Consider the following 23,943-nt stretch of genomic DNA (forward strand, 5'->3'; position numbering starts at 1 on the left):
CCGGGCGGGCGACCGGGACGAGACGATCATCCCTTCTCCGCGCCGCTGGTCAGCCCCTCGGTGAGCAGCCGTTCGCTGGCGAAGAAGAGGATCACGATGGGCAGGGTGAGCACCACCGACCCGGCCATCAGCACGGTCTTGGGGACCTCCACCCCGTCGGCGAGCAGTGACAACCCGAGTGACACCGTCCACCTGTTCGGTTTGTCGACCAGGAACAGCAGGGCGAAGAGGAACTCGTTCCAGGCGATCATGAAGTCGTAGAGCGCGACCGCCATGATCGACGGCATCGCCAGGGGCAGGCTGACCCGGCGGATGATGCCGAGCCGGCCGGCGCCGTCGATGGCGGCGGACTCCTCCAGGCTGACCGGAATGGTCTCGAAGTAGTTCTTCAGCATGTAGACCGACACCGGCAACGTCTGCGAGATGTAGACGAGCACCAGACCGAACAGCGAGCCGCGCAGCCCGGCCCGGGTGAAGACCACGAACAACGGGATCGCGATGACGATCGACGGGAACAGGTAGACCGCCAGGAACAGGAAGTCCACCTGTCGCCGGCCGAAGAACCGCAGCCGGGCCACCGCGTACGCGCCGGGGATCGCGACCAGAAGAGTGAGCACTGTCGCCGCGACGGCGACCAGCCCGCTGTTGCGGATGAAGGTGAGGAAACCCTGGCCGCCGTCGTCGGTGGCCTTCAGCACCTCGGCGTACGTGGCCACTGTCAGCTCGCCGAAGCCGACCACCAGCGCCCCGGGGTCGAGCAGCAGCCGCTCGATGGGGCGCACCGAGAGCACCAGCATGTAGTAGAAGGGGAAGACCGTGATCACCAGGAACACGGCGATCACCAGGCGGCGCAGCCAACGCAGGCTCACCGTCTCGACCACGTCCCGGTCCATCAGCTCACCCTCCGTCCGAAGAAGCGCAGATAGATCAGCACGAACACGATGAGCACCACTGCCAGCACGACCGCCTGCGCGGCCGCGGCCCCGATGTCGGTACGGGCGGTGAGGAACTCGTACACCCGCACGCTGACCACCTCGGTGCCGGCCGCACCGCCGGTGAGCAGGTAGACGTCGTCGAACTTGTTGAACGTCATGATGAACCGCAGCACGCCCAGCAGGGCGATCACCGGCAACAGTTGCGGCAGCAGGATGTGCCGGAACCGCTGGGTGGGGGTGGCGCCGTCGACCCGGGCGGCCTCCTCCAACTCGCCGGGCACCGCCTGGAGCCGGGCCAGCAGGAACAGGAACGCGAACGGGAAGTACCGCCACGCCTCGAAGGCGATCACCGTGGCCAACGCTGTCGACTCCTGGGTGAGGAACGGCACCGGGGCGTCCCAGCCGAGCAGGCGTTGACCCCACGCGTTGACGATGCCGAGCTGTGGGTCGAGCATCACCTGCCAGACGAACGTCACGGCGACCACCGGCGCCACGTACGGCAGCAGCATGGACGCCCGGACCAGGGTGCGACCACGGAACGGCCGGCGGACGACCAGTGCGGCCACCAGGCCGAGCACTATCGACCCGACGGTGCCGCCGATGCTGTAGATCAGCGTGACCCACAACGTCTCGGCGAAGCCGGGGGTGTGCAGCACCCGGTCGATGTTGTCCATCGTGAACTCGCCGAACAGACCGGTCTTGCGCAGAGTGGCCAGCCGGACCCGCTGGAAGGCGAGCACCACGGTCCACACGATCGGAATGCCGATGACAGCGATGGTGACGAGCAGTGTCGGTGCGACCAGCGCGAGCCCGGCCCGGGATTCGCGGCGGCGCAGGGTCAACTGTCGGCGCCGGGGTGGCGCCGACCGCTCCCTGGTGGGGGAGCGGCCGGGGCCGGGCGCGGTGGTGGTCAATTGACGCCTGCCTTGATGGCGTCCACGTCCTTCGTGGCGCGGTTGGCGGTGGCCGCCGCGTCGGACTTGCCGGCGACGAGGTCGCCCAGGGCCTTGGGCACCGGCAACTCGCCGAGCATGGCGCCGACGAGCTTGCCCTGCCCCTGGCTGAGCCCCCAGCGCCCGAAGGTGTCCGGGCTGCGGCGCAGCGTGGCCAGCACCTCGTCGCCGTACACGTCGGTGAGGGGCTTCTTCGCATCCACGCCCGCCTGGCTGGTGTTCCAGGCGGTCAGGTACGCCTCCGGCTCGGCGGGGGTGCCCTTGCGCACCGGGAAGCGGCCCTCGGGGGACATGCCGAACCAGCGCGGGTAGCCGTCGCTGAGCATGTACTCCACGAAGGACTTCGCCGGGTCGGTCACCGCGCCGTCGAGAACCGCCCATGAGCTGATCTCGCCGTACTGGGCCGGTTCGGAGCCGTTCGGGCCCTTGATCGCGGTGACGAACCCGCTGTTCTTCGCGAGGAAGGCCGGGTCCGCCTGGCACTGGGGGCAGGTCGGCTTGGCGTCGTTGCGCAGCCCGGCCAGCTCGTCGAGGATGAACGGAGACCAGATCACCATGGCAGCCTTGCCCGCGAAGTAGGTGGCCCGGGTGGTGTCCACGTCCTGCGCGCCCTTCACCGAGCTGGTGCGGATCAGGTCACCGTAGAAGCGGAACGCCTCGACGCACTGGGGCGAATCCAGTGTCACCTTCCCCGAGTCGTCGGTGAGCTGGCAGCCGTTGGCCAACGCCAGGTGCTCGAAGGTCTGCTGGGTGAACACGTCGCTGGGGGCGGTCGCCGCGGTGATGCCGGCCACGCCCCCGGTGTTCAGTCGGGCCGCGGCGGCCGTGATCCGCTCGTACGTGTCCGGGGTGGGCAGGCCGGCCGCGGCGAACAGGTCCTTGCGGTAGACCAGCAGTTGCCCCCACCCGTCGCTGGGCACGGAGAGCTGTCCGCCGTCGTCGGAGGTGAGCTCCAGCGCGCGCGGGGAGAACGTCTGCTTGCCCAGCTTGTCGACGACCTCCGCGTTCGCCGAGGTGTGCAGCAGCTCGTTGCCGTCGAGCGTACGGATGCCGGCGAGGGAGACCGACCCGACCACGTCGGGCAGGTCGCCGGCGGCGGCGTTGGCGGCGATCAGGGAGGGGAACTGGTCCTCGTTGACGGTCACGAGATCGACCTGGATCCCGGTCTTGGCGGTGAAGTCGGCGATGATCGCTTTGGTGGCGGTGACCCGGTCGGCCACGTCTTCCAGGCTCCAGACGGTGATCTTCTTGCTGTTGCTGTCTGGTTCGTCGTCGCCGCAGGCCAGCAGGGTGGACATGGTCAGTGCCAGGATCACTGTGGTGGCGAGTATCCGCCTCGGAGGTGCTGACATCGATGGCACTCCTCTCGAAGGGTACATCAAGGATCCAACACCTTCGATTGATCAATAGCAAGACATATCGCGATTTTTTGCTATCCTGGAGCCCAGTGCTACCGGGATGTGACACATGGGCAACTGGGTGGTCTCTCTCGCCGGGCCTCGACGCATCAGCCTCGAGCCCTGCCCGCCGGATCCGCTCGGCCCCGGCCAGGTCCGAGTCCGCACCTGTTACTCGGGCATCTCCGCCGGCACCGAGCTGACCCTCTACCGGGGCAGCAATCCCCGGCTCAGCAAGGACTGGGACGACGCCGTCCGGATGTTCGTCCCCCGGCAGACCCCGGTGCCCTACCCGTTGATCGGCTTCGGCTACGAAGAGGTCGGCGAGGTCATCGAGGTCGCGCCGGAGGTCACCGACCGGCATCCGGGGCAGCTCGTCTGGGGCATCTGGGGGCACCGGGCCGAGGCCGTGCTCCCCGCCGACGCGGTCCGCGCGCTCCCCACCGGGCTGGATCCGCTCGCCGCTGTCTTCGCCCGTCCCGGCGCCATCGCGCTGACCGCCGTGCTCGCCGGTGACCTTCACCTCGGCGACTGGGTCGGCGTCTTCGGCCAGGGCGTCATCGGGCTGCTCGCCACCCGGCTCGCGGTGCTCTCCGGGGCCCGGGTGGTGGCCGTCGACCCGGTTCCCGACCGGCTGGAGCACGCCGCCAGATACGGCGCGCGCTCTACTGTGGACGCCACCGTCACCTCCGCCGCCGCCGTGCTGCGCCACGCCACCGACGGCCGGGGAGCCGACGTCTGCCTGGAGTTGTCCGGCGCGTACCCGGCTCTGCACGAGGCGATCCGCTCCACCGCCCACGCCGGCCGGGTGGTGGCCGCCGGCTTCTACCAGGGCCAGGCCGACGCGCTCGGCCTCGGCGAGGAGTTCCACCACAACCGCATCCAGTTGGTGGCCGCCCAGGTCTCCGGGCCCACCCCCGCGCCGAGCATGGCCGGCCGGTGGACCGGAGACCGGGTCGCGCAGACCTTCATGGACCTGGTGGCCGACCGCAGCGTCGACCCGCTGCCGCTGGTCAGCCACATCGTCGACGCCAGCGCGGTCGCCGACGCCCTCGCGCTGCTCGACCGCGGCGCCGGTGACGTCCTCCAAGTCGTGCTGAGGTTCTCATGACCACCATCGCGCTGGCCTGCCAGGAACAACTCCTGCCGGGCACCAACCTGATCCAGAAGTACGCCCTCGCGGCCGCCCTCGGCTACCAGGGCATCGAACTACGTGGCCGCGGCGACCTGGCGTTCGCCCGCCGGCTGCCCGAGCTGCGCCGGGCCCGCGCCGCCGGGGTGGTGATGCCCACCGTCTGCGTCGAGATGGACCACTTCATCGGCGACTTCGACAGCGCCCGGTCCGCCGACGCCGTCCACAACCTGCGCTCCCAACTCTCGGTGATCGCCGAGCTGGGCGGCGTCGGGGTGATGACCCCGGCCGCCTGGGGGATGTTCTCCCGACGACTCCCGCCGTTCGAGCCACCCCGCCCGCCGGACGGCGACCGGCAGGTACTCCTCGACGCCCTCGGCGAGCTGGGCGAACACGCCCAGGCCGAGGGCGTCACCCTCTTCCTGGAACCCCTCAACCGGTACGAGGACCACATGGTCAACCGTCTCGACGAGGCGGTGGCGCTCTGCGCCGCGCTCGGGCTGCCGTCGGTCCGGGTGGTCGCCGACACCTTCCACATGAACATCGAGGAGGACGACGTGCACCGCGCGCTGCGCGCCGCCGCGCCGTACCTCGGGCACGTCCAGGTCAGCGACTCCAACCGGTACCAGCCCGGCGCCGGGCACCTGGACTGGCCGGCGCTGGTGCGTACCCTGCTGGAGCTGGACTACCGGGGCTGGCTGGCGCTGGAGTGCCGGCTCCGCGGCGACCCGGTCCGGGCCCTGCAACAGGCCGCCACGGTGCTGCGGCACGCGCTGCCCCGGCGGGCCGCAGCGTGACCGCCGGTGCTGGGCAGACAGGTGTCGGCGCGCCCACCGCCGCCGAGTCGGCCCGCAGCGGCGTGCCCGCCGACTCCCCAGCGACGCGCGCCGACGCCGCCGGCACGGGTGGCCCGGCCGACGTGGCCGGGCTGCGTCGGCTCGCGGTCGACACGCTCGACGCCAACTGGGAGCACGACCACACGGTGCCCTCACGCACGCTCTACCCACATCAGTGGAGCTGGGACTCCGCGTTCATCGCCATCGGGTTGGCCCAGGTCCGCCCCGACCGCGCCTGGCGGGAGCTGGCCAGCCTGTTCCGGGCCCAGTGGGCCGACGGACGGGTGCCGCACATCGTGTTCAATCCGGCGCTGCGGGTCGGCGCGTACTTCCCGGGGCCGGAGATGTGGCGCTCGGCCGACGTGCCGGGAGCGCCGACGGTGGCCACCTCCGGCCTGGTCCAGCCACCGGTGCACGCGCTCGCCGCGCTGCTGGCGTACCGGAGGGCGCCCGACTCCACCGGCCTGGCCGCGCTGCGCCGGCTCTACCCTGCGCTGGTCGCCCAACAGCGCTACCTGGCCGACCAGCGGGACGTGGCCGGTGACGGGCTGGTGTGCATCGTGCACCCGTGGGAGTCCGGGTTGGACAACAGCCCGGCGTGGGACGAGCCGATGGCCGCGGTGCCGGCCGAGGCGGCAGTCATGCGGGCGTACCGCCGGCACGACACCACGCACGCCGACGCCGCGCACCGCCCCACGGACCTGGACTACGCGCGCTACCTGGCGATCGTCGCCGCCTACCGCGACCACTGCTACTCCGACCGCGACCTGGCCGCCGGCCACCCTTTCCTGGTGGAGTGCCCGCTGTTCAACGCGGCCTTCGGGGCCGCCGAACACGCCCTCGCCGAGATCGCCGTGCTCGTCGGCGGCGACCCCGGGCCGCACCGGGCCCGCGCGGCCCGCATCACCCAAGCTCTCCTGCGCCGGTTGTACGACCCGGACACCGGCACGTTCCAGCCCCGTGACCTGCGCAGCGACCGGCTGCTGCGCGCCCGTACCGTGCTAGGGCTGACCCCCCTGATCCTGCCCGACCTGCCGACCCGGCAGGTCGACGCGCTGGTCGTCGAGGCCCGGTCGGCGCGCTTCGGGGTGGCCCGGCTGATGGACCGTCCGCTGCCCACCTACGACCGCACCGCACCCGACTTCGAGCCGCTGCGTTACTGGCGGGGGCCGAGCTGGCTCAACATCGGCTGGCTGGTCCGGCGTGGGCTGCTCGGGCACGGGCACCCGGACCTGGCCGCCGGGCTGCGCCGTTCGATGATCGGTCTGGTCGCCGGGGCCGGCTGCCACGAGTACTTCCACCCGGACACCGGCGTCGGGCTGGGCTCACCGGCGTTCAGCTGGACCGCCGCCCTGCTGCTCGACCTGCTCGCCGACTGAGCGCGGCGACGGGTGGTAGCGTCCCCGATCCCGGCGGCTGGAGGGAGCATCGTGCGCGAGATCGACAAGGTGGCCTGGATCCTCGTCCAGGACGGTCGGGTGCTGAGCACCCGGTCGGTGGGCAAGGACGTCTGGTACCTGCCGGGCGGGAAGCGCGAGCCGGGCGAAACCGACCTGGAGACCCTGCGTCGGGAGGTCGACGAGGAGTTGAGCGTCGAGGTCGACGGCTCAGGCGCCGTGCACCTGGGCACCTTCACCGCCCAGGCGCACGGCCACACGGACGGCATCACAGTGCGGATGACCTGCTACCGGGCCGACTACCGGGGACAACTGCGACCGGCCAGCGAAATCGCCGAGATGGCCTGGCTGGGGTACGCGGACCGACACCGCACCTCGCCGGTCGACCAGATAATCTTCGACCACCTGCTGGCCGAGGGGCTGCTGACCTAGCCGCAGTTTGTCGCGGCCGGCCAGGGGTAACCGGCCGAGCGTGACCGACGGCGACGGTTTCCCGTACTTCATCGACGCGGTGTCCCAACGGTCCGGCCTGCCGGCCGAGGAGGCCGCAGTGCTCGCCCGCGCCGTGCTCCAGACGTTGGCCGAGCGGGTGACCGGCGGCGCGCCCGGCGACCTCGTCGGGCACCTTCCGAACGAGGTCGACGGCTACCTGAGCGGCCCGGCCCCGGATCCGGCCGGGACACCTCTCCCGGCCCCGGGTCCGGCCGGGACCCTCGGCCCTGATGCGGGAGCCGATGGGTTGACCAGCGGGGTGGGCCTGGAGGTCGGCGGCGCTGGCGCGACCCCGATGGAGGCCGGACCCACGGAGTTCCTTCGTCGGGTGGAACAGCGTGCCGGGGTCGACCCGGCCACTGCCCGGGCCGGGACCGGCGCTGTCTTCGCCACGTTGCGCACGGCCATGACGGTACGGGAGTTCCGGGAGATGGTGGCGCGACTGCCGCGCGACGGCGGCGTCTGAGCTGACCTGGCAGCTGCCGGAGCGCCCCGGCCTCCGCGAGTCAACTCACGCCTCTGGCACCTCCTCGGGCTCGGCGACCCAGGCGGAGAAGACCGGCACCCCGTGCCACGGGCCGGTCACGCCGCCGGCCCGGGTGTCAGTGGCGACTGCCACCACCGCATACGGGTTGCCGAAGCGCAGCTCGGCGGTGCGGGCCACCCCCTGCGGTGGCAGGCTGGTCACCCCGGCCATGCCGGTCACGGCCGCCGCCTCGAAGCCGTACCTGTCGAACCGGGCCACCGCCGTCTGCCGTGCCTCGAAGTCCTCCAGCCGTAGCGCCAGCGCCGTTGCCAGCGTGGTCGCCGCGGCGGGGAAGCCGAGCGCCGGGGCGGTCAGGTCATGGTCGTTCCGAGCGGACCAGCAGGGGAGGACGGCGGTGTGCCGCTCTTCGCGGCCGTCGCGGGCCCAGGTGTGTACCCGCTCCTCGGTCAGCGTCCACAGCGGAGTCTCGCCGAGCGGCAGGTCGAACAGCGAGCGGCCGCCCGCCGGGGACGCGCCGTCGGCCGCGCCGGTGCTCAAGTCGTACGCGATGGCGAGCACCTCGGCCGGTGGCACCTGCGGTGCGGCGGCCACCGAGAGGACGACCAGCCCCGCGCCGTCGGTCGTCTGGGCGGGTGCGGCGTGCACGATCACGTCACCGGCCCGCTCGGTGGACACGATGGCGCAGCGATGACCCTGGCTCGGGCTGCGCAGGGCCCGCCGTAGTTGGCCGGCCCACGGGCTGGCAGCGCCGAGCGCGCGTGCGTCCGCGACGTCGAACGGGGTCGCCCAGGACACCCGGGTGGCCAACGCGCTGGCCAGGATGAACACCACCTCCGACTCGATCTTCAGGGGAAACGTCTCGATCAGGCCGAGCGTGTGCTCGCGCGCCCAGGCGTTCAACCCGGCCTGATCGGGCAGTGCGCCGACCTCGGTCGTGCGGGGCAGCCCGGCCCGCCACGCCGCCGGCCCGCTGTCGCCCTGCCGGTGCCACAGCGCGGTGGCGGATCCGACCAGCGGGTGCGGCGCGTCCAAGAGTGTTCGGGCCACCTCGGCCGCGCTTCTCAGGTCGGTGCCCAGCGCGTGCGCCAGCTCCGCGGCGGCTCCGTCCGCTCCGGCCGGATCGTTGTCGGCTGTCGTGGCGGTGACGGCGAGCAGCAGCCAGGCGCCGAGCGGGGAGGCGACGTGGTGCCCGTCGCCGACCGTCGCGTGCAGTCGCGCGGCGTACGCGGACAACGGGCCGTGCAGATTGCTCCTCATGCCCACACTCTGCCCGCCGGCCCGGCTCACGACCACAGTTCGAACGGCTCGTCGATCTCCGTGCCGGCCAGAAACGGGGTGATCAGCCGGGGGAGCTGCCCGGGATAGAACCGTTCCCGACTGGCCACCACCTCGGGCAACGGCCACCAGCGGAAGCCGAAGTAGTCCTCCCTCTCGTAGTCGAGCCGGTGCGCCTCGTCCACGTCCGGGCCGGGGCCGGCCAGCCGTACCGCGACGACGACCTCGTCCTGGACGTGCCGCACCTGGCGGTGCAGGAAGCTCGCCCGCCGCCGCCAGTTCGGCGCGCCCACCTGGTCGGCGGTGATCACGATGCCGGTCTCTTCCCGCAGCTCCCGCACCGCCGTGTCGCGATAGGTCTCACCGGGATCCATGCCACCGCCCGGCAGCTCCCACCAGGTGCCCAGGCGGGGGTGGTCCGGGTCGCGGGTGTGGAACAGCAACACCGCTTCGGTGCTGTCGGTGACCACGACCCGCACCGCGTGTCGCTCCAGGATCGGCAGGTCGCGGGGCAGTTCGTCCATCGGGCCAGTCTGTCGTACCGCCCGCTCCGGCGGCGGGTAGGCTGCCCGCCGTGGCTGGTCTGTTGAGGAATGTCGCGGCACGTATCTCCCGGGTCGGTGCGGTGATCCCGTCGCCCCGGCGAACCGGGCCGGCACCCGCGCAGGTGGCCCGCCGCCGTCAGGTGAGCGCGCTGCAGCGTCGGGAGCTGACCTACGCTCCGGAGCGCGACGGTCAGGCCGACCCGGGCGAGATCGTCTGGACGTGGGTGCCGTACGAGGACGACCCCCGTCAGGGCAAGGACCGGCCGGTGCTGGTGGTCGGGCGGCACAGCCGGACCCTGTTCGGGCTGATGCTGTCCAGCCAGAGTGAGCGCGACGGGCAGCGGCACTGGTTCGCGCTCGGGCCGGGGGAGTGGGACCGCGACAACCGGCCGAGCTGGGTCCGGCTGGACCGGGTGCTCACCATGCGCGAGGACAGCATCCGCCGGGAGGGCGCCGTGTTGGATCGGCCCCGGTTCGACCGGGTCGGGCAGGCGTTGCGCGCCGGCTACGGCTGGCGCTGACCTCGCCGGGTGCGGCTGGGGCGGATCGGTGGCGAGCCGCGCGCCGGGCTGCCTCAGCGGTGGGACAGTCCGGGCAGTGGGGCACCTGGCGGTGAGGCCTATTCGCGGCTCGGGCCGACCCCGGCACCCTTCGCGTCCGGCGGCGGGTACTGCTGGTCGGCGAGGAGCCGGGCCAGGTGTGCGGTGTTGAGCGCCAAGGCTTTGGTGGTGCGGCCGGTGGTGTCGGGCTTGGGGCCGGCGTCGAGGTAGTCCACTGTGTGCAGCGCCTCGCCGACCCAGTAGGTCGCGGCGGCGGCGGCGATGGTGAACCCGACCTCGTTGAGTGCCTGCTGCACCTCGCCGATGCTGTGGTGGGCGCCGTCCTCGTTGCCGACCACGGCGACACCGGCCACCTTGCCGTAGGTGCGGAGCCGGCCCTCGGCGTCGGTCTCGGAGAGTTCGGCGTCGAGGCGTTCGAGGACCATCTTGCAGACGCTGGAGGGCTGACCGAGCCAGATCGGCGTGGCGATGATCAGCACCTGGGCCGCCATCAGCTTGGCGCGGATGGCCGGCCAACCGTCGCCGTCGCCCTCGTCCGTGGACACCCCGAAACGCACATCGTGATCGACGACCCGGATCATGTCGCCCTCCACGCCCTGCGTGGCCAACTCGGCGAGCACTTCCTGACCGAGCTGCTCGGCGCTCGACGGCGCGGGCGACGGTTTGAGGGTGCAGTTGAGTACGAGGGCGCGGATGCTCGCCACGTTGGTTCCTCTCGGCGGTCGTAGCTGGTACCGGTTTCCCATACCCGGATAGGACGTCTCAGAACACCCCGGCGACCCGGCAAAACCGCTGGGTCGGTGGCCGGAGCGCTGGCATGGTGTCCGCATGGTGCAGGACGACGCGCGGCAGGTGGCCGAACAGGTACGGACGGGCTTCGGCCTGCATCTGTCCACCATGGAGCGGGTCACCTACGGCGCTGACCAGCATGCCCGACTGTGGCTGGCTCAGGCCACCGACGGCTGTCGGTACGCGGTCAAGCTGAGCGGTGGCGGCACCCCGGCCGGCCTGGTCGTGACGGCGTACCTGGCCGAGCAGGGTGTGCCGGGCATCGCCGCGCCGCTGCGCGCCGACGACGGACGGCTGTCCATCGACCACGACGGCCGCCGCCTCTCGGTGGTGCCGTGGGTCTCCGACCAGCGGGCGCTCGACGGTCCGATGACCGGCGCGCACTGGCGCGCGTACGGCGAGGTGCTGGCGGCCGTACACGAGGTGCCGGTGACCGACGAGCTGAGCCGGCTGCTACCGGCGGGCGGTGCCGCGTACCAGTCGATCGTGACAGCGACCCGCGCGACGGCCGCACGGCTGCGCGACCCGGACCCGGCCGATCTCGCGGACCCGCTGGTCGCGGAGATGGCAGGGGTGTGGTCCGCGGTGGCCGACCGGCTGGGGGTGCTGACCCGCGAGGTCGAGCGCCGCGCCGTCTACCAGCACGATGGGTCCGGCGCGACGGTTGTCTGCCACGGCGACCCGCACCTGGGCAACCTGCTGCTCGGCGCGGACGGGCAGGTCTGGCTGATCGACTGGGACGACGCGGTGCTCGCCCCGCCCGAGTGCGACCTCATGTTCGTCCTCGGCGGGGTGCTCGCCTTCGCGCCGATCAGTGTCGAGCAGCAGCAGGCCGTGCTCGCCGGCTACGGCACCACCGACGTCGACCCGGTGCGCCTGGCGTGGTTCCTCGCGGTCCGCGCGCTCGACGACCTCAGCGACTGGACCCGTCAGGCGTTGCACCCCGATGCCGAGGCGGCCGACCGGGACCGGGCGGCGCGGATCGTGCGCGGGCTGGTCTCAGAGGTGGGTCTGGTCACGCTGGCCCACGCGGCGTTGCGCGAGGTGTGACCGGCGGCTCTCAGCGGCGACCGGCTCGTCGTCTGCGCCTGACAAAAAAGTAAGGCAAAGAGCGGATCCGCTCTCTGCCACCTTCAACATATATCGCACCGGGGGCCTTGCGGCAAGACCCGGGTGGTGCCGCAGAATCTCCTGCCGACGCCCAAATTTGGGAAAATCGGGAGATTCCATGATCGATGTCATCATTGCTGGCGGCGGGCCGACTGGCTTGATGCTGGCCAGTGAGTTGCGGCTGCACGGGCTGCACGCGCTCGTGCTCGAAAAGGAGACCGAGCCGACCAGCTACGTCCGCGCGCTCGGCCTGCACGCACGCAGCATCGAGGTGCTGGACCAGCGAGGGTTGCTGGAGCGGTTCCTCGCCCTCGGACAGCAGCACCCGGTCGGCGGCTTCTTCGCCGCGATTCCGAAGCCGTCGCCGGGCGGGCTGGACACCGCACACGCGTACGTCCTCGGCATTCCGCAGACCACCACCGACCGTCTCCTGAGCGAGCACGCCGACGAGGTCGGCGTCGAGATCCGGCGCGGCAGCGAACTCGTCGGGCTGAGCCAGGACGACGACGGGGTGACAGTGCGGCTGGCCGATGGGACGCAACTGCGTTCGCGCTACCTCGTCGGCTGCGACGGCGGTCGCAGCACCGTACGCGGGCTGCTCGGTGTCGGCTTTCCCGGCGAGCCCAGCAGCGTCGAGACGTTGCTGGGCGAGATGGAGGTGGGCGTGCCGCCGGAGACGGTGGCCGACGTGGTGGCCGAGGTCCGCAGGACGCATCTCCGATTCGGTCTCGGACCCCTCGGGGGCGGGGTGTACCGCGTCCTCGTTCCGGCCGAGGGGGTGGTCGAGGACCGCACGGTGCCGCCGACCATCGACGACTTCAAACACCAACTGCGGGTGTACGCGGGCACCGACTTCGGTGTCCACTCACCGCGCTGGCTCTCCCGCTTCGGCGACGCCACCCGGCTGGCCGAGCGTTACCGGGTCGGCCGGGTGCTGCTGGCCGGCGATGCGGCGCACATCCACCCGCCGACCGGCGGGCAGGGGCTCAACCTCGGCATCCAGGACGCCTTCAACCTCGGCTGGAAACTGGCCGCCGAGCTCAACGGCTGGGCGCCGGAGGGGCTGCTGGACAGCTACCACAGCGAACGGCATCCGGTGGCCGCGGACGTGCTGAACAACACCCGGGCACAGATGCTGCTGCTCTCACCCGAGCCGGGGCCGCGGTCCGTGCGCCAACTGTTGTCCGAGCTGTTGGACTTCGAGGACGTCAACAGGTACCTGATCGAGAAGATCACCGCGATCGGGGTCCGCTACGACTTCGGCGCGGGCCACGACATGCTCGGACGCCACCTGCGAGACGTACGGCTGGCGCGGGGGCGCCTCTACGAGCTGATGCACGGCGGCCGCGGCCTGCTGCTCGATCAGACCGGCCAGCTCTCGGTCGCCGGCTGGGCGGAGCGGGTCGACCACGTCGTCGACGTCAGTGAGGAGTTGGAGGTGCCCGCCGTGCTGCTACGGCCGGACGGTCACGTGGCGTGGGTGGGCGACGACCAGAGCGACCTGCTCGGCCAGCTGGCCAGGTGGTTCGGCGCGCCGGCCAGCTGAAACGGTCAGCGCTCGCCGAGGAACGCGCTGTCGACAAGTTGGCGCGGCGATCGGGCGCCGCCCAGGCTCTTCGCCTGGTACATGGCCGCGTCGGCGCGGCTGAGCGCGTCGGTGAGCTGGGCCGGGCCGGTCACCGGGGCGAGCCCGACGGACGCGGTGACCCGGACGCTGCACCCGCTGAGCCGGATCGGCGCGGCGACGGTCTCGCTGAGCCGGCGGGTCGAGTGCTCGATCCAGCGCCGGTCGACCGTGGGGCTGGAGAGCAGCCCGGCGAACTCGTCGCCGCCGAGGCGCGCCACGAGGTTGTCCCCGGCGAAGCCGGCGAGCCGTTCGGCGACACTGATCAGCACCTGGTCGCCGGCGGCGTGCCCGTAACGGTCGTTGATCTGCTTGAAGTCGTCCAGATCGAGCACCACGGCGATCAGCGGCTGGCCGGCGGCGTCCGTGAGCAGGGCGGCCGCCAGGCGGTAGAAGGCGCGTCGATTGGGCAGCCCGGTGAGCGGGTCGTGACTGGCGGCGTGCCGTTCGGCGGCCAGCTCTGCCTGGAGGTGACCGATCTCGGCCTCGGCGCGCACGGCTCGTCGGCGTAGTTGCCAGGAGGAGAGCAGCGCGCCCGCCGCGCAGACGCCGGAGGCGACACTCATCGGATCCGGCACGAACCCTCCCATCGCCGCGACCGCCTCCAGCCTTCGGTTGACGCGGCACGCCGCGCCGAGCCCAGTTTTGCCTGATCGTTGCCCGTGCGGGGGTAACTCAAAGTGAACGGATGGGCACCGATCATGTGCGTTATCATGCTCGCCGTCGGATGCAGATGCAATAGCAGATGCACGTGCAGAACCGTCCAATGTCGATACCGCACCCCCTCGCCGTCACCGCTCCTCCCACGGCCACCGGCGGGCTCGTAACAGAAAGACGCCCCCATGCAGCAGCCACCCAATGGCGTACCGATCCACCAGTTGCCTCCGCTGAGCTGGCAGAAGAGTCGCCGCAGCAACCCCAGCGGCAACTGCGTCGAACTGGCCGAACTGCCCGAGGGAGCGGGCATCGCGGTCCGCAACTCACGACACCCGGAAGGACCGGCGCTGATCTACACGGTGGATGAGATCGCCGCCTTCGTTCTCGGTGCGCGAGACGGAGATTTCGACAATCTGATCAACTGACCGGCCGGTGGTGGATCGTCCCGGCGACGGGACCGATTCACCGGCGCGGAGGAGTTCACCTCACTGTCGGTCCATGGCATGCTTACACGTCGGCCGGGCCGGGGCGCCCGGCCGTCGTGGGTCGGTGTCCGGAGGTCCGCACGTGACGATGGTTCCCGCCGAGGGTGGCCCGACAACCGGGCCGACAGTGCTGCGGATGCTGCTCGGTGCCCAACTGCGCCGTCTCCGGGAGTCCAGCGGGGTGACCCGGGAGGGGGCCGGCTGGGAGATCCGCTCCTCCGAATCCAAGATCAGTCGAATGGAGCTCGGCCGGGTCGGCTTCAAGGAGCGCGACGTCGCCGACCTGTTGACCCTCTACGGCGTCACCGAGGACCACGAGCGTGACGCGCTGCTCAAACTCGCGCGGGACGCGAACAGCCCCGGCTGGTGGCACCGCTACGGCGACGTGTTGCCGTCCTGGTTCCAGTCGTACCTGGGCCTGGAGGCCGCCGCCGCGCTGATCCGCAGCTACGAGGTGCAGTTCGTGCCCGGCCTCCTGCAGACCCGGGAGTACGCCCGGGCGGTCGTGCTGCTCGGGCACGGCGCGGCAGATCCGGCCGAGATCGACAGGCGTGTCGCGCTGCGGATGCAGCGTCAGCAGTTGCTCCAGCGGCAGAACCCGCCGCAGCTCTGGGCCGTGGTGGACGAGGCGGCCCTGCGCCGGCCCATCGGTGGCGCCGAGGTCATGCGCGGCCAGCTCACCGCGCTCATCGAGGCGACCAAATCACCCCACATCCGGTTGCAGGTCATCCCGTTCGCCGCTGGTGGCCACGCCGCCGCCGGGGGCGCGTTCACCATCCTGCGCTTCGGCGACCAGGAGCTTCCGGACATCGTCTACATCGAACAGCTCACCAGCGCCATCTATCTGGACAAGCGCGACGATCTGGATTATTACGCGGTGGCCATGGAGCGGCTCTGCGTCGAGGCCGAGCCGCCCGAGCGTACGGCGGAGATCCTCGGCCGCCTGTTGGACGACACCTACCCCGCCTGACCCCTCGGTCGCAGGCCCCCGCAGGCGGGACTCTCAGCTCACGTATTGACCGGCGCCAACCGGTCGGGCTAGTCTCTGTATCGATACAGACTGGATCGATACAGAAGGGTGCCGGTGAAGCCAACACTGCAAGCCGTGGCCGACGCCGTCGGCGTCTCGCGCAGCACCGTGTCCAACGCCTACAGCCGCCCCGACCAGCTCTCCGCCACCCTGCGCGAGCGGATCCTGGACGCCGCCCGGCAACTCGGCTACCCCGGCCCCAACCCCACGGCGCGCTCCCTGCGCCGAGGTTTCGTCGGGTCGATCGGGGTGCTGTTCACCTCGCAACTGTCGTACGCCTTCACCGACCCGTTCGCGGTCCGCTTCCTCGCCGGTGTCGGCGCCGCGGCCGAGCGGCACGGCACCAGCATGCTGCTGGTGCCGCTACCCCCGGCGGTGACCGACGCCCGACAGGCGGTGGAGAACGCCGCCGTCGACGGGTTCTGTGTCTACTGCGTCGCCGACGAGGAGTGGGCGCTGGACGTGATCCGCCAACGCGGGCTGCCGTTCGTCAGCACGGCCGCCCGCGACGACGCCGGCGCCGACGAACGGTTCGTCGGCATCGACGAGCGGGCCGCCGCACGCGGCGTCGCCGCGCACGTCGCCGGGCTCGGGCACCGTCGGGTGGCGCTGCTCGCCGACTCCGTGCTGCCCGACGCGCCGGCCGGCCCGCTCACGCTGGCCGGGGTCGACCAGGTGCCGCATCCGACCACCCGAGGTCGGCTCAGCGGGTTCGCCGAGGCCTTCGCCGAGGTCGGCGTGGGCTGGGCGGAGCTGACGGTGGTCAACGTCCCCGGCAACAGCCGCCCGGCGGCAGCCGCAGCCATCGCCGGGCTGTTCGACAGACCCGCACCGCCGACCGCCGTCCTGGCCTGCTCCGACGTCCTCGCGCTCGGTGTGCTGGACGCCCTGGCCGCACGGCCGGCCCATGATCGTCCCGCCGTCTCGGTGACCGGCTTCGACGACGTCCCCGAGGCCGCCGCGGCCGGCCTCACCACCGTCCGGCAACCGGCAGAGGAGAAGGGCCGGATCGCCGCCGAACTGCTGCTCGACCCGCCCGCGGACGCCGCGGCCGGTCACGTGCTGCTGCCCACCGCACTCGTCGTCCGGGCTTCCACCGGACCTGTACCAAGGAGTTGACCATGGAACTTCCCACCGGATACATCACCGCGCTCGACGCCATGAGCCGGCACGTCAACTCGGCCCGACCGGACGCTCCGGTCCAGGTCGAGCACCCCCGCCGGGCCCTGCTCGCCCCGACCCGGCAGGCCACCGCCCTCGCCCTGCGCCGGCTCGCCGACCGCATCCAACCGCGACCGCTGCCCGGCACCCCGCGCTGCTCCTGACCCGCACCAATCCCATTCCGGCACGGACGGGACGAACAGTGTGGGGCCGGACACGCAGAGTGGTCGGAGGCGGTGTTACCAGGCAGACTGGTGAAGCCATGTCGCCGCTCACGCCCACTCTCCGCCTCCACGACCGCTACGTACTGCACGAGCGGATCGGTCTCGGCGGCATGTCCGAGGTGTGGCGAGGCGACGACGAGGTGCTCGGGCGGCCGGTAGCGATCAAGGTGCTGGCCGGGCAGTTCGCCACCGACCCACAGCTGCGGGCCACCATCCAACGCGAGGCCCGCGCCGCCGCTCGGTTGACCCACCCACACGTGACCCAGGTGTACGACTACGCCGAGGCGAGCCTGGCCGGCGGCGTCGTGGTCCCGTACCTGGTGATGGAGCTGGTCGACGGTCACAACCTGGCCGACCGGCTGCGGACCGGGCCGCTGCCCTGGCCGGAGGCGGTCCGGGTGGCCGGGCAGATCGCCGCCGCGCTTGCCGCCGCACACCGCATCGGCGTCGTGCACCGCGACGTCAAGCCCGGCAACGTCATGCTCACCGACACCGGCGCCAAGGTGCTCGACTTCGGCATCGCCGCGCTCGGCGGCCTCGACAGCCAGTCCGGCGAACCGCTGATGGGCACCCCCGCCTACTTCGCCCCGGAACGGCTGACCGCCGGCCCGCCCGACCCGGCGAGCGACGTGTACGCCCTCGGCGCACTGCTCTACCGCACCCTCACCGGGCGGGCGCCACTGCCCGTGCAGAGCTGGGAGGACGCGCTGGAGGTGCACCGGCGGGGCACCCCGGTGCCGCCGCTGCGGGTGCCCGGCCTCCCCGCCGACATCGCCGAGCTGACCGTCGCCTGCCTGGCCGCCAACCCGGCCGACCGGCCGAGCGCCGCCCACCTGGCCCGCCGCTTCGGCGCCGGTCAGCCGGTCGAGCCGCCCACCGAGCTGCTGCGCATCCGGCCGGCCGCCCACCCGCCCACCCTGATCGACAGGTCAGTGCTGGCCCGACCCGCCCCGGCAACCACCGCACCGGCCCGCCGCCGGTCGCGTCGCCCACTCGCCGCGCTCGTCGCGGCCGTGCTCGCCGTGGTGATCGGCGTCGGCGTCCTGCTCGCGCAGAATCCGCTGGGCAACCCGGGCACACCCGACCCGGCCGAGATCGCCGCCGCGCCGTCGACCTCCGCCCCGGCCCCGGCGCCCACCACACACTCGCCGACACCTGCCGCACCGTCCTCACCACCACCACCCCCCGCCGCCAGCACCGCGCCCCCGACCGTCGGGCAGCAGCTACCGGTCAGCTTCCGGGAGGTGAGCAGCGAGTTCGCCGCCGTCCTCGCCACCGCTGTCGCCCGCGGTGACGTCGACCCGAAGACCGCGGAAGACCTGCGTGACGACCTCGCCGACCTCAACCGTCGCAACAGGGATCGCGCCGAGCGCACCGCCGACCTACGGGAGCACATCGCCGAGCTGGTGCGGCGCAACCGTCTACCAGCGCAGACGGGCGCGAAACTGGACGCTCTGCTCGCCCGGGCCGGCAGCTTCTCCACCAGCCGTACGGACGACTGATACCCCGGTCGATACCGCTGGCATGATGTCCCGATGCGGACACGTCTGATCTTCGTGCGACACGGCGAGTCGGTCCACCAGCTCGAAGGAATCGTCGGTGGGCCACGTGGCTGTCGGGGCCTCACCGCCCTCGGCCACGAGCAGGCACACGACCTGGCCAACCGGCTCACCGGCGAGGTCGCCCCCGACGGTCCGGTGGCGGTCTACTCGTCCGTCCTGCGCAGGGCCGTCGAGACCGCGCAACCGATCGGCGCAGCGTTCGGCGTCCGGCCCGTGGCCGACTGCGGTCTCTGCACCTGGCACACACCCCCGTACGCCGACGGCCTGCCGACCGCCCTCTTCCGTACCGACCACGCGGTGGCCGGTGGCGGCGTGTTCCGACCGTTCGAGGAGGGCAACGAGAGCTGGGCGGAACTGGTGGTCCGCGTCAGCCGCGCGATCATGGAGATCGCCCACCGGCACCGGGGCTCCACAGTGGTCCTGGTCGGCCACAGCGAGACCGTCGAGGGCGCCTTCCACGCGCTCGGCGCGCAGCCGGTATTCCGGGCGTTCGACCTGGACGTGCCCCCGGCCTCGATCACCGAATGGACCACCGACCACGACCCGGGCGGTTGGCCGCCGGCCCGCTGGACGCTACGCCGCTTCGCCGACACCGGCGGGTGGGTCAGAGGCTGATCCAGCCCACGCGACGTCCGACCGGCTCGGGCCTTCGGCGGCGCTAGTCGGCGGCCAGGATCTGCTCGCGCAGGATCTCGGCGTGCCCGCAGTGCTGGGCGAACTCGCGCAGCACGTGCAGGTAGACCCAGCGCAGCGGCAGCGGACCGCGCCGGTTGCCGCGAAGCAGGTCGTCGAGGCCCAGGGTGGACGTGGCGCGGCGGGAGGCCTCGCACGCCTCTCGGTGCGCGCGCTGAATCGAGGCGATCGTGTCGCCGTCGTCGAGGATGAACGACTCGTCCGGCGTGGCCGGGATGCCGATCTCGGTCCGGGGCCGACACGTGACGGCTTCGTCGAACCAGACCTTCTCCACGAACGCGGCGTGCTTCACCAGACCCAGCAGCGTCGTCCGGGACGGCACCAACGACCGGCGCGCCTGCTCCTCGGTCAGCCCGTCCAGGTAGCCGTTGAGCGCCCTGCGGTGCTCGTCGATGAACGCCTCGAACTGCGTCTGGGCTGACTGGCCGACGACATCATCGGCGAAGGTCGGAGGAAAGGAGGTCATTGCCGAAGCATTTCAAGGTCACCGCCGCCGTGCAAACAGCACACCCAGCCAGTCCGGCGCCGCCTCCGCGGCCAACTCCGACAGCGGGTGGAGCGCGAACAGGGGCCTGGCGTGTCGACAGCCCAGTCAACAGATGCTGACGCTGACCGACTCGCCCGGTTCGGTGCCCGCGCGGGCGTACACCTCGCCGTGTGGCGTCCAGACGCCCGAGAGCCCCGCCGCCTCGGTGTAGCCACCGCCGGTCGACCCGGCGAAGCTCGCCACCGCCACCCAGACCCGGTGCGCGGTGGCGACCCGGTGCGCCCGCTGGTCCACCACCGCGGCGTCGTGGGCGGCCTCCAGGACGCCCGCCGCGTACACGTCGATCCCGAGCGCGGCCGTGCGGTCCGCGTGCTCCGCCACACCGGTGTCCTTGCAGATCGCCAGCCCCAGCCGCCAACCGTCCACATCGAGCACGACCGGCGCGTCGCCGGGCCGGAACCGGCGGGCCTCCGCGTCCCCCAGCCATGTCTTCCGGTACGCCACCGTCGCACCGCCGCCGGTCACCGCCAGCGTCGCGATGTGCTCACCCGCGACCGGCGCACCGGCCAGGGCCACCGTGTTCGTCTCGGCGCACGCCTCGACCAGCGGCGCCAACCGCGGGTCGCCGACCGACACGACCGGCGCGTCCAACTCGTACCCGGTCAGCGACAGCTCCGGAAAGACCACCACCCGGGCGCGCGCCCTGCGGACCGCTGCGGCGTGCGCCAGCGCGTTTGCCGCGACGTCCAGGGGTACGCACGGCGGCTGCGCCACCGCGAGCCGAAGCGGGGTGCGGGGTTCCGCACCCCCACCGGTGTGGTCGACCCGCGCGCTCGGGCGGTCGGCCTCATGGTCGGCTCTCAGGATGACTTCGTAACGTGGGCGCATGATTCGAACGTCCCACGCCGTGTTCGCCACCGGAACCCCCGCCGCCGCAGCGGAGCCACCACAGGACGGGATCGTCGGCTACGTCACTGACCTGGTGGAACGACTCGGCGGGCCGGGTGCCGGCCTGGCAGTGGCGTTGGAGAATCTCTTCCCGCCGATTCCCAGTGAGGTGATCCTGCCGCTGGCCGGGTTCGTCGCCGCGCAGGGACGGATGAGTCTGGTCGGCGCGATCTTCTGGACCACGCTGGGTTCGGTGTTGGGCGCGCTCGCCCTCTACCTGATCGGCGCGGCCCTGGGGCGCGACCGGATGCGCGCCATCGTTTCCCGGCTCCCACTGGTCAAGCTCAGCGACGTGGACCGGACCGAGGCGTGGTTCCTGCGGCATGGCGTGAAGGCGGTCTTCTTCGGCCGGATGATCCCGATCTTCCGGAGCCTGATCTCCATCCCGGCGGGCGTGGAGCGGATGCCGGTGACCACGTTCCTGCTCTACACCACGCTGGGCAGCCTGATCTGGAACACCACCTTCGTGCTCGCCGGTTACCTGCTGGGCGACAACTGGCACCTCGTCGAGGGCTACGTCGGCACGCTCCAGAAAGTGGTGATCGTGGTCTGCGTGGCGGCAGCCGCCTGGTTCGTTGGGTCCCGCGTGTTGAAGGCCCGTCGCGCCGCGCGGAACCCGGAGCCGACCGAACCCGAGCAGAGCGCGCTGGACGCGATGCCCGACCCGGGTGGCCGCGGCACCCTCTACCGAAGCGGATCGTGGGCCGCGGACGAGCACTAGCCAGTCCCTCTCTGGTTTCCTTTGCTCCGCTTCACCCCACGCGCCACCTGGGTCCCCTTTCTGGTGCGTCGAGTGAAGCAGAGCAAAGGGGGACAGGCGTGGTGCGGAAGGGCAGTGAGATGGTGGAGGAGCGGCGAACCGGCAGGTGGTGGCTCCGGCTCCGGCTGCCGCTCGGCGTCGCCGTCGGCATCGCGACGGCCGCCGTCGAGCTCGCCTTCCTCGCCGTCGCGGCCGTCGCATACGGCGTGCGCGCGGTAGCGCCTGCGGCCGGCCGTCGGGTCGCCGGCCTGAGCAGCGGGTACGGGGAGCGGCTGGTACGGATGGAACTTCGCCGGCTCGCCGGGCTGCTCGCCGCGGAGAATCTGCCCGCGCCGAACACCGTGGCGACCCGCCGCCAGCTCGGCTATTTGGCCGCCCGACTGTTACCCGGCACGCTCGGCCTGCTGGCGTACGCCGTGCTCGGCGTCGGCGTGGTGCTGGCCGGGATCGTGCTGAACGCGGCGGTGCGCGCAGAGCTGACGGTGCTCGACGCCCTGTCCCAGACCGCCGTCGGGGCGGTGCTGTTACTGCTCAACGTTCAGGCCGTTGCCAGCATCGCCGTGCTGGACATCCGGCTGGCGCGACGACTGCTCGGGCCGGGAAGTCGGGCAGAGCTGACCCGGCGGGTCCACGAGCTGACCACCAGTCGGGCCGGGGTCATCGCCGCTGTCGACGCCGAGCGGCAGCGCATCGAACGCGATCTGCATGACGGCCTCCAACAGCGGCTGGTCGCCCTCGGCATGCTGCTCGGCCGGGCCCGACGCGCCCGCGACGCCGACCGCACACATGCACTACTCGCCCAGGCACACGAGGACGTGCAGCGGGCCATCGAAGAGTTACGCGAGGTGGCGTGGCGGGTCTACCCGTCAGCACTGGACGACAGCGATCTGGGCGAGGTCCTGGCCATCGTCGCCCGCGGATCCGAGGTGCCGGTGCGGATCCGCTGCGCGCTGCCCGTCCGCCCCGAGCGGCAGGTCGAGACGGTGTTGTACTTCGTGGCCTGCGAGGCGCTCACCAACGCCGCGAAACACGCCGCCGCTACCCTGGTCACGGTCGAGATCGGAGTACGGGATGGGTGGATCCGGATGCGCGTACACGACGATGGCGTCGGCGGGGCGGAACCGGCCGGACGCGGGTTGTCCGGGCTCGCGCGACGGGTCGCCGCGCTGGACGGCCGGCTGCTGGTGACCAGCCCGGCCGGCGGTCCGACGACCGTGCTGGCGGAGTTGCCGTGCGACTAGTCCTCGCCGAAGACTCGACGCTGCTCCGGGAGGGCCTGACACGGCTGCTCGCCGACGAGGGCCACGACGTGCTCGCGGCGGTAGCGACCGCAGACCAGCTTGTCGAGGCGGTCGAACGATCCCGTCCCGACGTGGTTGTCACCGACGTCCGGATGCCACCCAACCACACCGATGACGGGCTACGGGCCGCCCTGGAGATCCGTCGTCGGTGGCCCGACACCGGCGTCTTCGTACTCTCCCAGTACGTGGAGCGGCGTTATGCCGGGCGGCTGCTCGCGGACCGTCCCGAGGGGGTCGGCTACCTGCTCAAGGACCGGGTCGCCCAGGTGGACGACTTCCTCGACGCACTCGACCGGGTCGCCGCCGGAGGCACCGCCCTCGACCCGGAAGTGGTCCGTCAGGTGGTGGCCGGCTCGGACCGGCCCGACCCGTTCGGTCGGCTCACGCCGCGGGAACGCGACGTGTTGCACGAGATGGCCCAGGGGCACACGAACCTCGCCATCGCCCAGCGGCTGCACGTATCGCAGAGCGCGGTCGAGAAGCATGTGAACGCCATCTTCGACAAACTCGACCTCGCACACACAACGGGCTACAGCCGACGAATCCTCGCAATACTGCGCTACCTGGGCACCTGACCGGGGACCATGACCGGCCGCGCCCTTCGGGGGTGCGAAACCGGGCCGGTCGGCTTGACCGACTCGGGTTTCATGATGTCGGGGTGTCCGGGCGTCCGGGATGCCCCGACTTCCGTGAACCCGAGTGGATCACGGCGGGTGCGGGGCGGATTGACGCCGCAGATCGGGCGCCGTGTGGGCGTTTTGTCCGTGGTTAGGGTCTTGTGGGTGGTGACCGGGCCCACCCATGAGCCGGAATCATGGCCGGGGCGGGGTCGTTACATACCCTGACGATCGCAGCAGCACCGGCCCGCCGCCCGCCCCCTCGGGGCAGGTCGGGCAGGTTGGAATGCCGGCCAACGCCCGGTCGTTGCAGTCCCGCGAACGACCACCTGGCACCGCCTCGATGAGGGTGCCGACGGGTGGGCCAACCCCGGAATGACCCCGGCCCCCCGGTCGTTACACAGGGTCCCGGCGCCACGAGCCCTCGCTCGCCAGGTCGCCGACAGCGTCACCCCAGACTTTTCCCCCTTTGTATGTGCAGCGCCG

General features: G+C 71.8%; 26 protein-coding genes. 17 read left to right on the top strand and 9 right to left on the bottom strand.

All coding sequences use genetic code 11. From position 1 onward, the window contains the following. Positions 1-26 precede the first annotated feature (26 nt). From AB0B94_RS13910 to AB0B94_RS13920, 3 genes are read right to left on the bottom strand one after another with little or no spacing between them, the layout of a single operon-like run. A complete protein-coding gene (locus AB0B94_RS13910; RefSeq protein ID WP_091406739.1) occupies positions 27-893 on the bottom strand; it encodes a carbohydrate ABC transporter permease in 867 nt (288 codons plus the stop codon). Continuing rightward, positions 893-1,849: a sugar ABC transporter permease gene (locus AB0B94_RS13915; protein ID WP_238668390.1), complete on the bottom strand. Its 957-nt coding sequence runs from the start codon at positions 1,847-1,849 to the stop codon at positions 893-895. Before AB0B94_RS13915 ends, AB0B94_RS13910 begins: the two co-directional genes overlap by 1 nt. Further along, positions 1,846-3,240: an extracellular solute-binding protein gene (locus AB0B94_RS13920; protein ID WP_357276607.1), complete on the bottom strand. Its 1,395-nt coding sequence runs from the start codon at positions 3,238-3,240 to the stop codon at positions 1,846-1,848. Before AB0B94_RS13920 ends, AB0B94_RS13915 begins: the two co-directional genes overlap by 4 nt. A gap of 115 nt (positions 3,241-3,355) precedes the next feature. Between AB0B94_RS13920 and AB0B94_RS13925 the strand changes: the two genes are divergently transcribed. From AB0B94_RS13925 to AB0B94_RS13945, 5 genes are all read left to right on the top strand, one after another. Beyond that, on the top strand, positions 3,356-4,396 hold the full coding sequence (locus AB0B94_RS13925; protein WP_357276614.1) for a zinc-binding dehydrogenase: 1,041 nt from the start codon (positions 3,356-3,358) through the stop codon (positions 4,394-4,396). Continuing rightward, entirely contained in the window at positions 4,393-5,214 is an 822-nt protein-coding gene (locus AB0B94_RS13930; RefSeq protein WP_357276619.1) for a sugar phosphate isomerase/epimerase family protein, read from the top strand. The genes AB0B94_RS13925 and AB0B94_RS13930 overlap by 4 nt, the downstream gene beginning before the upstream one ends. 122 nt (positions 5,215-5,336) lie before the next feature. Next, on the top strand, positions 5,337-6,632 hold the full coding sequence (locus AB0B94_RS13935; RefSeq protein ID WP_357276782.1) for a hypothetical protein: 1,296 nt from the start codon (positions 5,337-5,339) through the stop codon (positions 6,630-6,632). Positions 6,633-6,683: 51 nt separating this feature from the next. Next, entirely contained in the window at positions 6,684-7,082 is a 399-nt protein-coding gene (locus tag AB0B94_RS13940; RefSeq protein WP_357276622.1) for an NUDIX domain-containing protein, read from the top strand. A 40-nt stretch (positions 7,083-7,122) separates the two neighbouring features. After that, positions 7,123-7,608: a DUF2267 domain-containing protein gene (locus tag AB0B94_RS13945; RefSeq protein ID WP_357276628.1), complete on the top strand. Its 486-nt coding sequence runs from the start codon at positions 7,123-7,125 to the stop codon at positions 7,606-7,608. Positions 7,609-7,653: 45 nt separating this feature from the next. Here AB0B94_RS13945 and AB0B94_RS13950 read toward each other — a convergent pair whose 3' ends face one another. Both AB0B94_RS13950 and AB0B94_RS13955 read right to left on the bottom strand, forming a co-directional pair. After that, positions 7,654-8,886 (bottom strand): hypothetical protein, encoded by a 1,233-nt coding sequence (locus AB0B94_RS13950; RefSeq protein WP_357276632.1) that lies wholly within the window; start codon positions 8,884-8,886, stop codon positions 7,654-7,656. Positions 8,887-8,912: 26 nt separating this feature from the next. Next, entirely contained in the window at positions 8,913-9,428 is a 516-nt protein-coding gene (locus AB0B94_RS13955; protein WP_357276637.1) for an NUDIX domain-containing protein, read from the bottom strand. A gap of 50 nt (positions 9,429-9,478) precedes the next feature. Here AB0B94_RS13955 and AB0B94_RS13960 point away from each other — a divergent pair, with 50 nt between their 5' ends. Further along, complete coding sequence (locus AB0B94_RS13960) at positions 9,479-9,970, top strand: type II toxin-antitoxin system PemK/MazF family toxin (protein WP_030336385.1); 492 nt, start codon at positions 9,479-9,481, stop codon at positions 9,968-9,970. A gap of 98 nt (positions 9,971-10,068) precedes the next feature. Here the strand turns inward: AB0B94_RS13960 and AB0B94_RS13965 are convergent, their stop codons facing one another. Then, positions 10,069-10,713, bottom strand: coding sequence for an NAD(P)H-dependent oxidoreductase (locus tag AB0B94_RS13965; protein WP_357276651.1), 645 nt, complete (start codon positions 10,711-10,713; stop codon positions 10,069-10,071). Between the two features lie 124 nt (positions 10,714-10,837). On the opposite strand from AB0B94_RS13965, the gene AB0B94_RS13970 reads away from it, so the two are divergent. Continuing rightward, positions 10,838-11,848 carry a phosphotransferase gene (locus AB0B94_RS13970; protein ID WP_357276656.1) on the top strand — a complete coding sequence of 337 codons (1,011 nt, stop codon included), beginning with the start codon at positions 10,838-10,840 and terminating at the stop codon, positions 11,846-11,848. A gap of 178 nt (positions 11,849-12,026) precedes the next feature. Next, entirely contained in the window at positions 12,027-13,454 is a 1,428-nt protein-coding gene (rox, locus tag AB0B94_RS13975) for a rifampin monooxygenase (RefSeq protein WP_357276661.1), read from the top strand. A gap of 5 nt (positions 13,455-13,459) precedes the next feature. On the opposite strand, the gene AB0B94_RS13980 is transcribed toward rox, so the two are convergent. Further along, a complete protein-coding gene (locus tag AB0B94_RS13980; RefSeq protein WP_091407349.1) occupies positions 13,460-14,110 on the bottom strand; it encodes a GGDEF domain-containing protein in 651 nt (216 codons plus the stop codon). A gap of 264 nt (positions 14,111-14,374) precedes the next feature. Between AB0B94_RS13980 and AB0B94_RS13985 the strand changes: the two genes are divergently transcribed. The 6 genes from AB0B94_RS13985 (at position 14,375) to AB0B94_RS14010 (ending at position 19,266) form a co-directional block, all read left to right on the top strand. Continuing rightward, positions 14,375-14,614: a DUF397 domain-containing protein gene (locus AB0B94_RS13985; RefSeq protein WP_357276669.1), complete on the top strand. Its 240-nt coding sequence runs from the start codon at positions 14,375-14,377 to the stop codon at positions 14,612-14,614. A 142-nt stretch (positions 14,615-14,756) separates the two neighbouring features. After that, positions 14,757-15,644, top strand: coding sequence for a helix-turn-helix transcriptional regulator (locus AB0B94_RS13990; protein WP_357276674.1), 888 nt, complete (start codon positions 14,757-14,759; stop codon positions 15,642-15,644). Positions 15,645-15,779: 135 nt separating this feature from the next. Then, complete coding sequence (locus AB0B94_RS13995) at positions 15,780-16,823, top strand: LacI family DNA-binding transcriptional regulator (RefSeq protein ID WP_357276680.1); 1,044 nt, start codon at positions 15,780-15,782, stop codon at positions 16,821-16,823. A gap of 2 nt (positions 16,824-16,825) precedes the next feature. Further along, entirely contained in the window at positions 16,826-17,029 is a 204-nt protein-coding gene (locus tag AB0B94_RS14000) for a hypothetical protein (protein WP_238668377.1), read from the top strand. A gap of 98 nt (positions 17,030-17,127) precedes the next feature. Continuing rightward, positions 17,128-18,591: a serine/threonine-protein kinase gene (locus AB0B94_RS14005; protein ID WP_357276689.1), complete on the top strand. Its 1,464-nt coding sequence runs from the start codon at positions 17,128-17,130 to the stop codon at positions 18,589-18,591. 33 nt (positions 18,592-18,624) lie between these two features. Continuing rightward, positions 18,625-19,266: a histidine phosphatase family protein gene (locus AB0B94_RS14010; RefSeq protein WP_357276695.1), complete on the top strand. Its 642-nt coding sequence runs from the start codon at positions 18,625-18,627 to the stop codon at positions 19,264-19,266. Positions 19,267-19,309: 43 nt separating this feature from the next. Here the strand turns inward: AB0B94_RS14010 and AB0B94_RS14015 are convergent, their stop codons facing one another. Both AB0B94_RS14015 and AB0B94_RS14020 read right to left on the bottom strand, forming a co-directional pair. Next, positions 19,310-19,810, bottom strand: coding sequence for a DinB family protein (locus tag AB0B94_RS14015; RefSeq protein ID WP_357276700.1), 501 nt, complete (start codon positions 19,808-19,810; stop codon positions 19,310-19,312). A 126-nt stretch (positions 19,811-19,936) separates the two neighbouring features. Beyond that, positions 19,937-20,719, bottom strand: coding sequence for a carbon-nitrogen hydrolase family protein (locus AB0B94_RS14020; protein ID WP_357276703.1), 783 nt, complete (start codon positions 20,717-20,719; stop codon positions 19,937-19,939). Between AB0B94_RS14020 and AB0B94_RS14025 the strand changes: the two genes are divergently transcribed. The 3 genes from AB0B94_RS14025 (at position 20,718) to AB0B94_RS14035 (ending at position 23,415) form a co-directional block, all read left to right on the top strand. Next, positions 20,718-21,500: a DedA family protein gene (locus AB0B94_RS14025; protein WP_357276708.1), complete on the top strand. Its 783-nt coding sequence runs from the start codon at positions 20,718-20,720 to the stop codon at positions 21,498-21,500. The genes AB0B94_RS14020 and AB0B94_RS14025 overlap by 2 nt on opposite strands. A gap of 101 nt (positions 21,501-21,601) precedes the next feature. Then, a complete protein-coding gene (locus AB0B94_RS14030; protein ID WP_357276713.1) occupies positions 21,602-22,780 on the top strand; it encodes a histidine kinase in 1,179 nt (392 codons plus the stop codon). Continuing rightward, positions 22,771-23,415 carry a response regulator transcription factor gene (locus tag AB0B94_RS14035; protein ID WP_357276719.1) on the top strand — a complete coding sequence of 215 codons (645 nt, stop codon included), beginning with the start codon at positions 22,771-22,773 and terminating at the stop codon, positions 23,413-23,415. Before AB0B94_RS14030 ends, AB0B94_RS14035 begins: the two co-directional genes overlap by 10 nt. Positions 23,416-23,943 lie beyond the last annotated feature (528 nt).

The sequence above is a fragment of the Micromonospora sp. NPDC048986 genome, from assembly GCF_040649335.1.
GTDB classification, from domain to species: Bacteria; Actinomycetota; Actinomycetes; order Mycobacteriales; family Micromonosporaceae; genus Micromonospora; species Micromonospora alfalfae.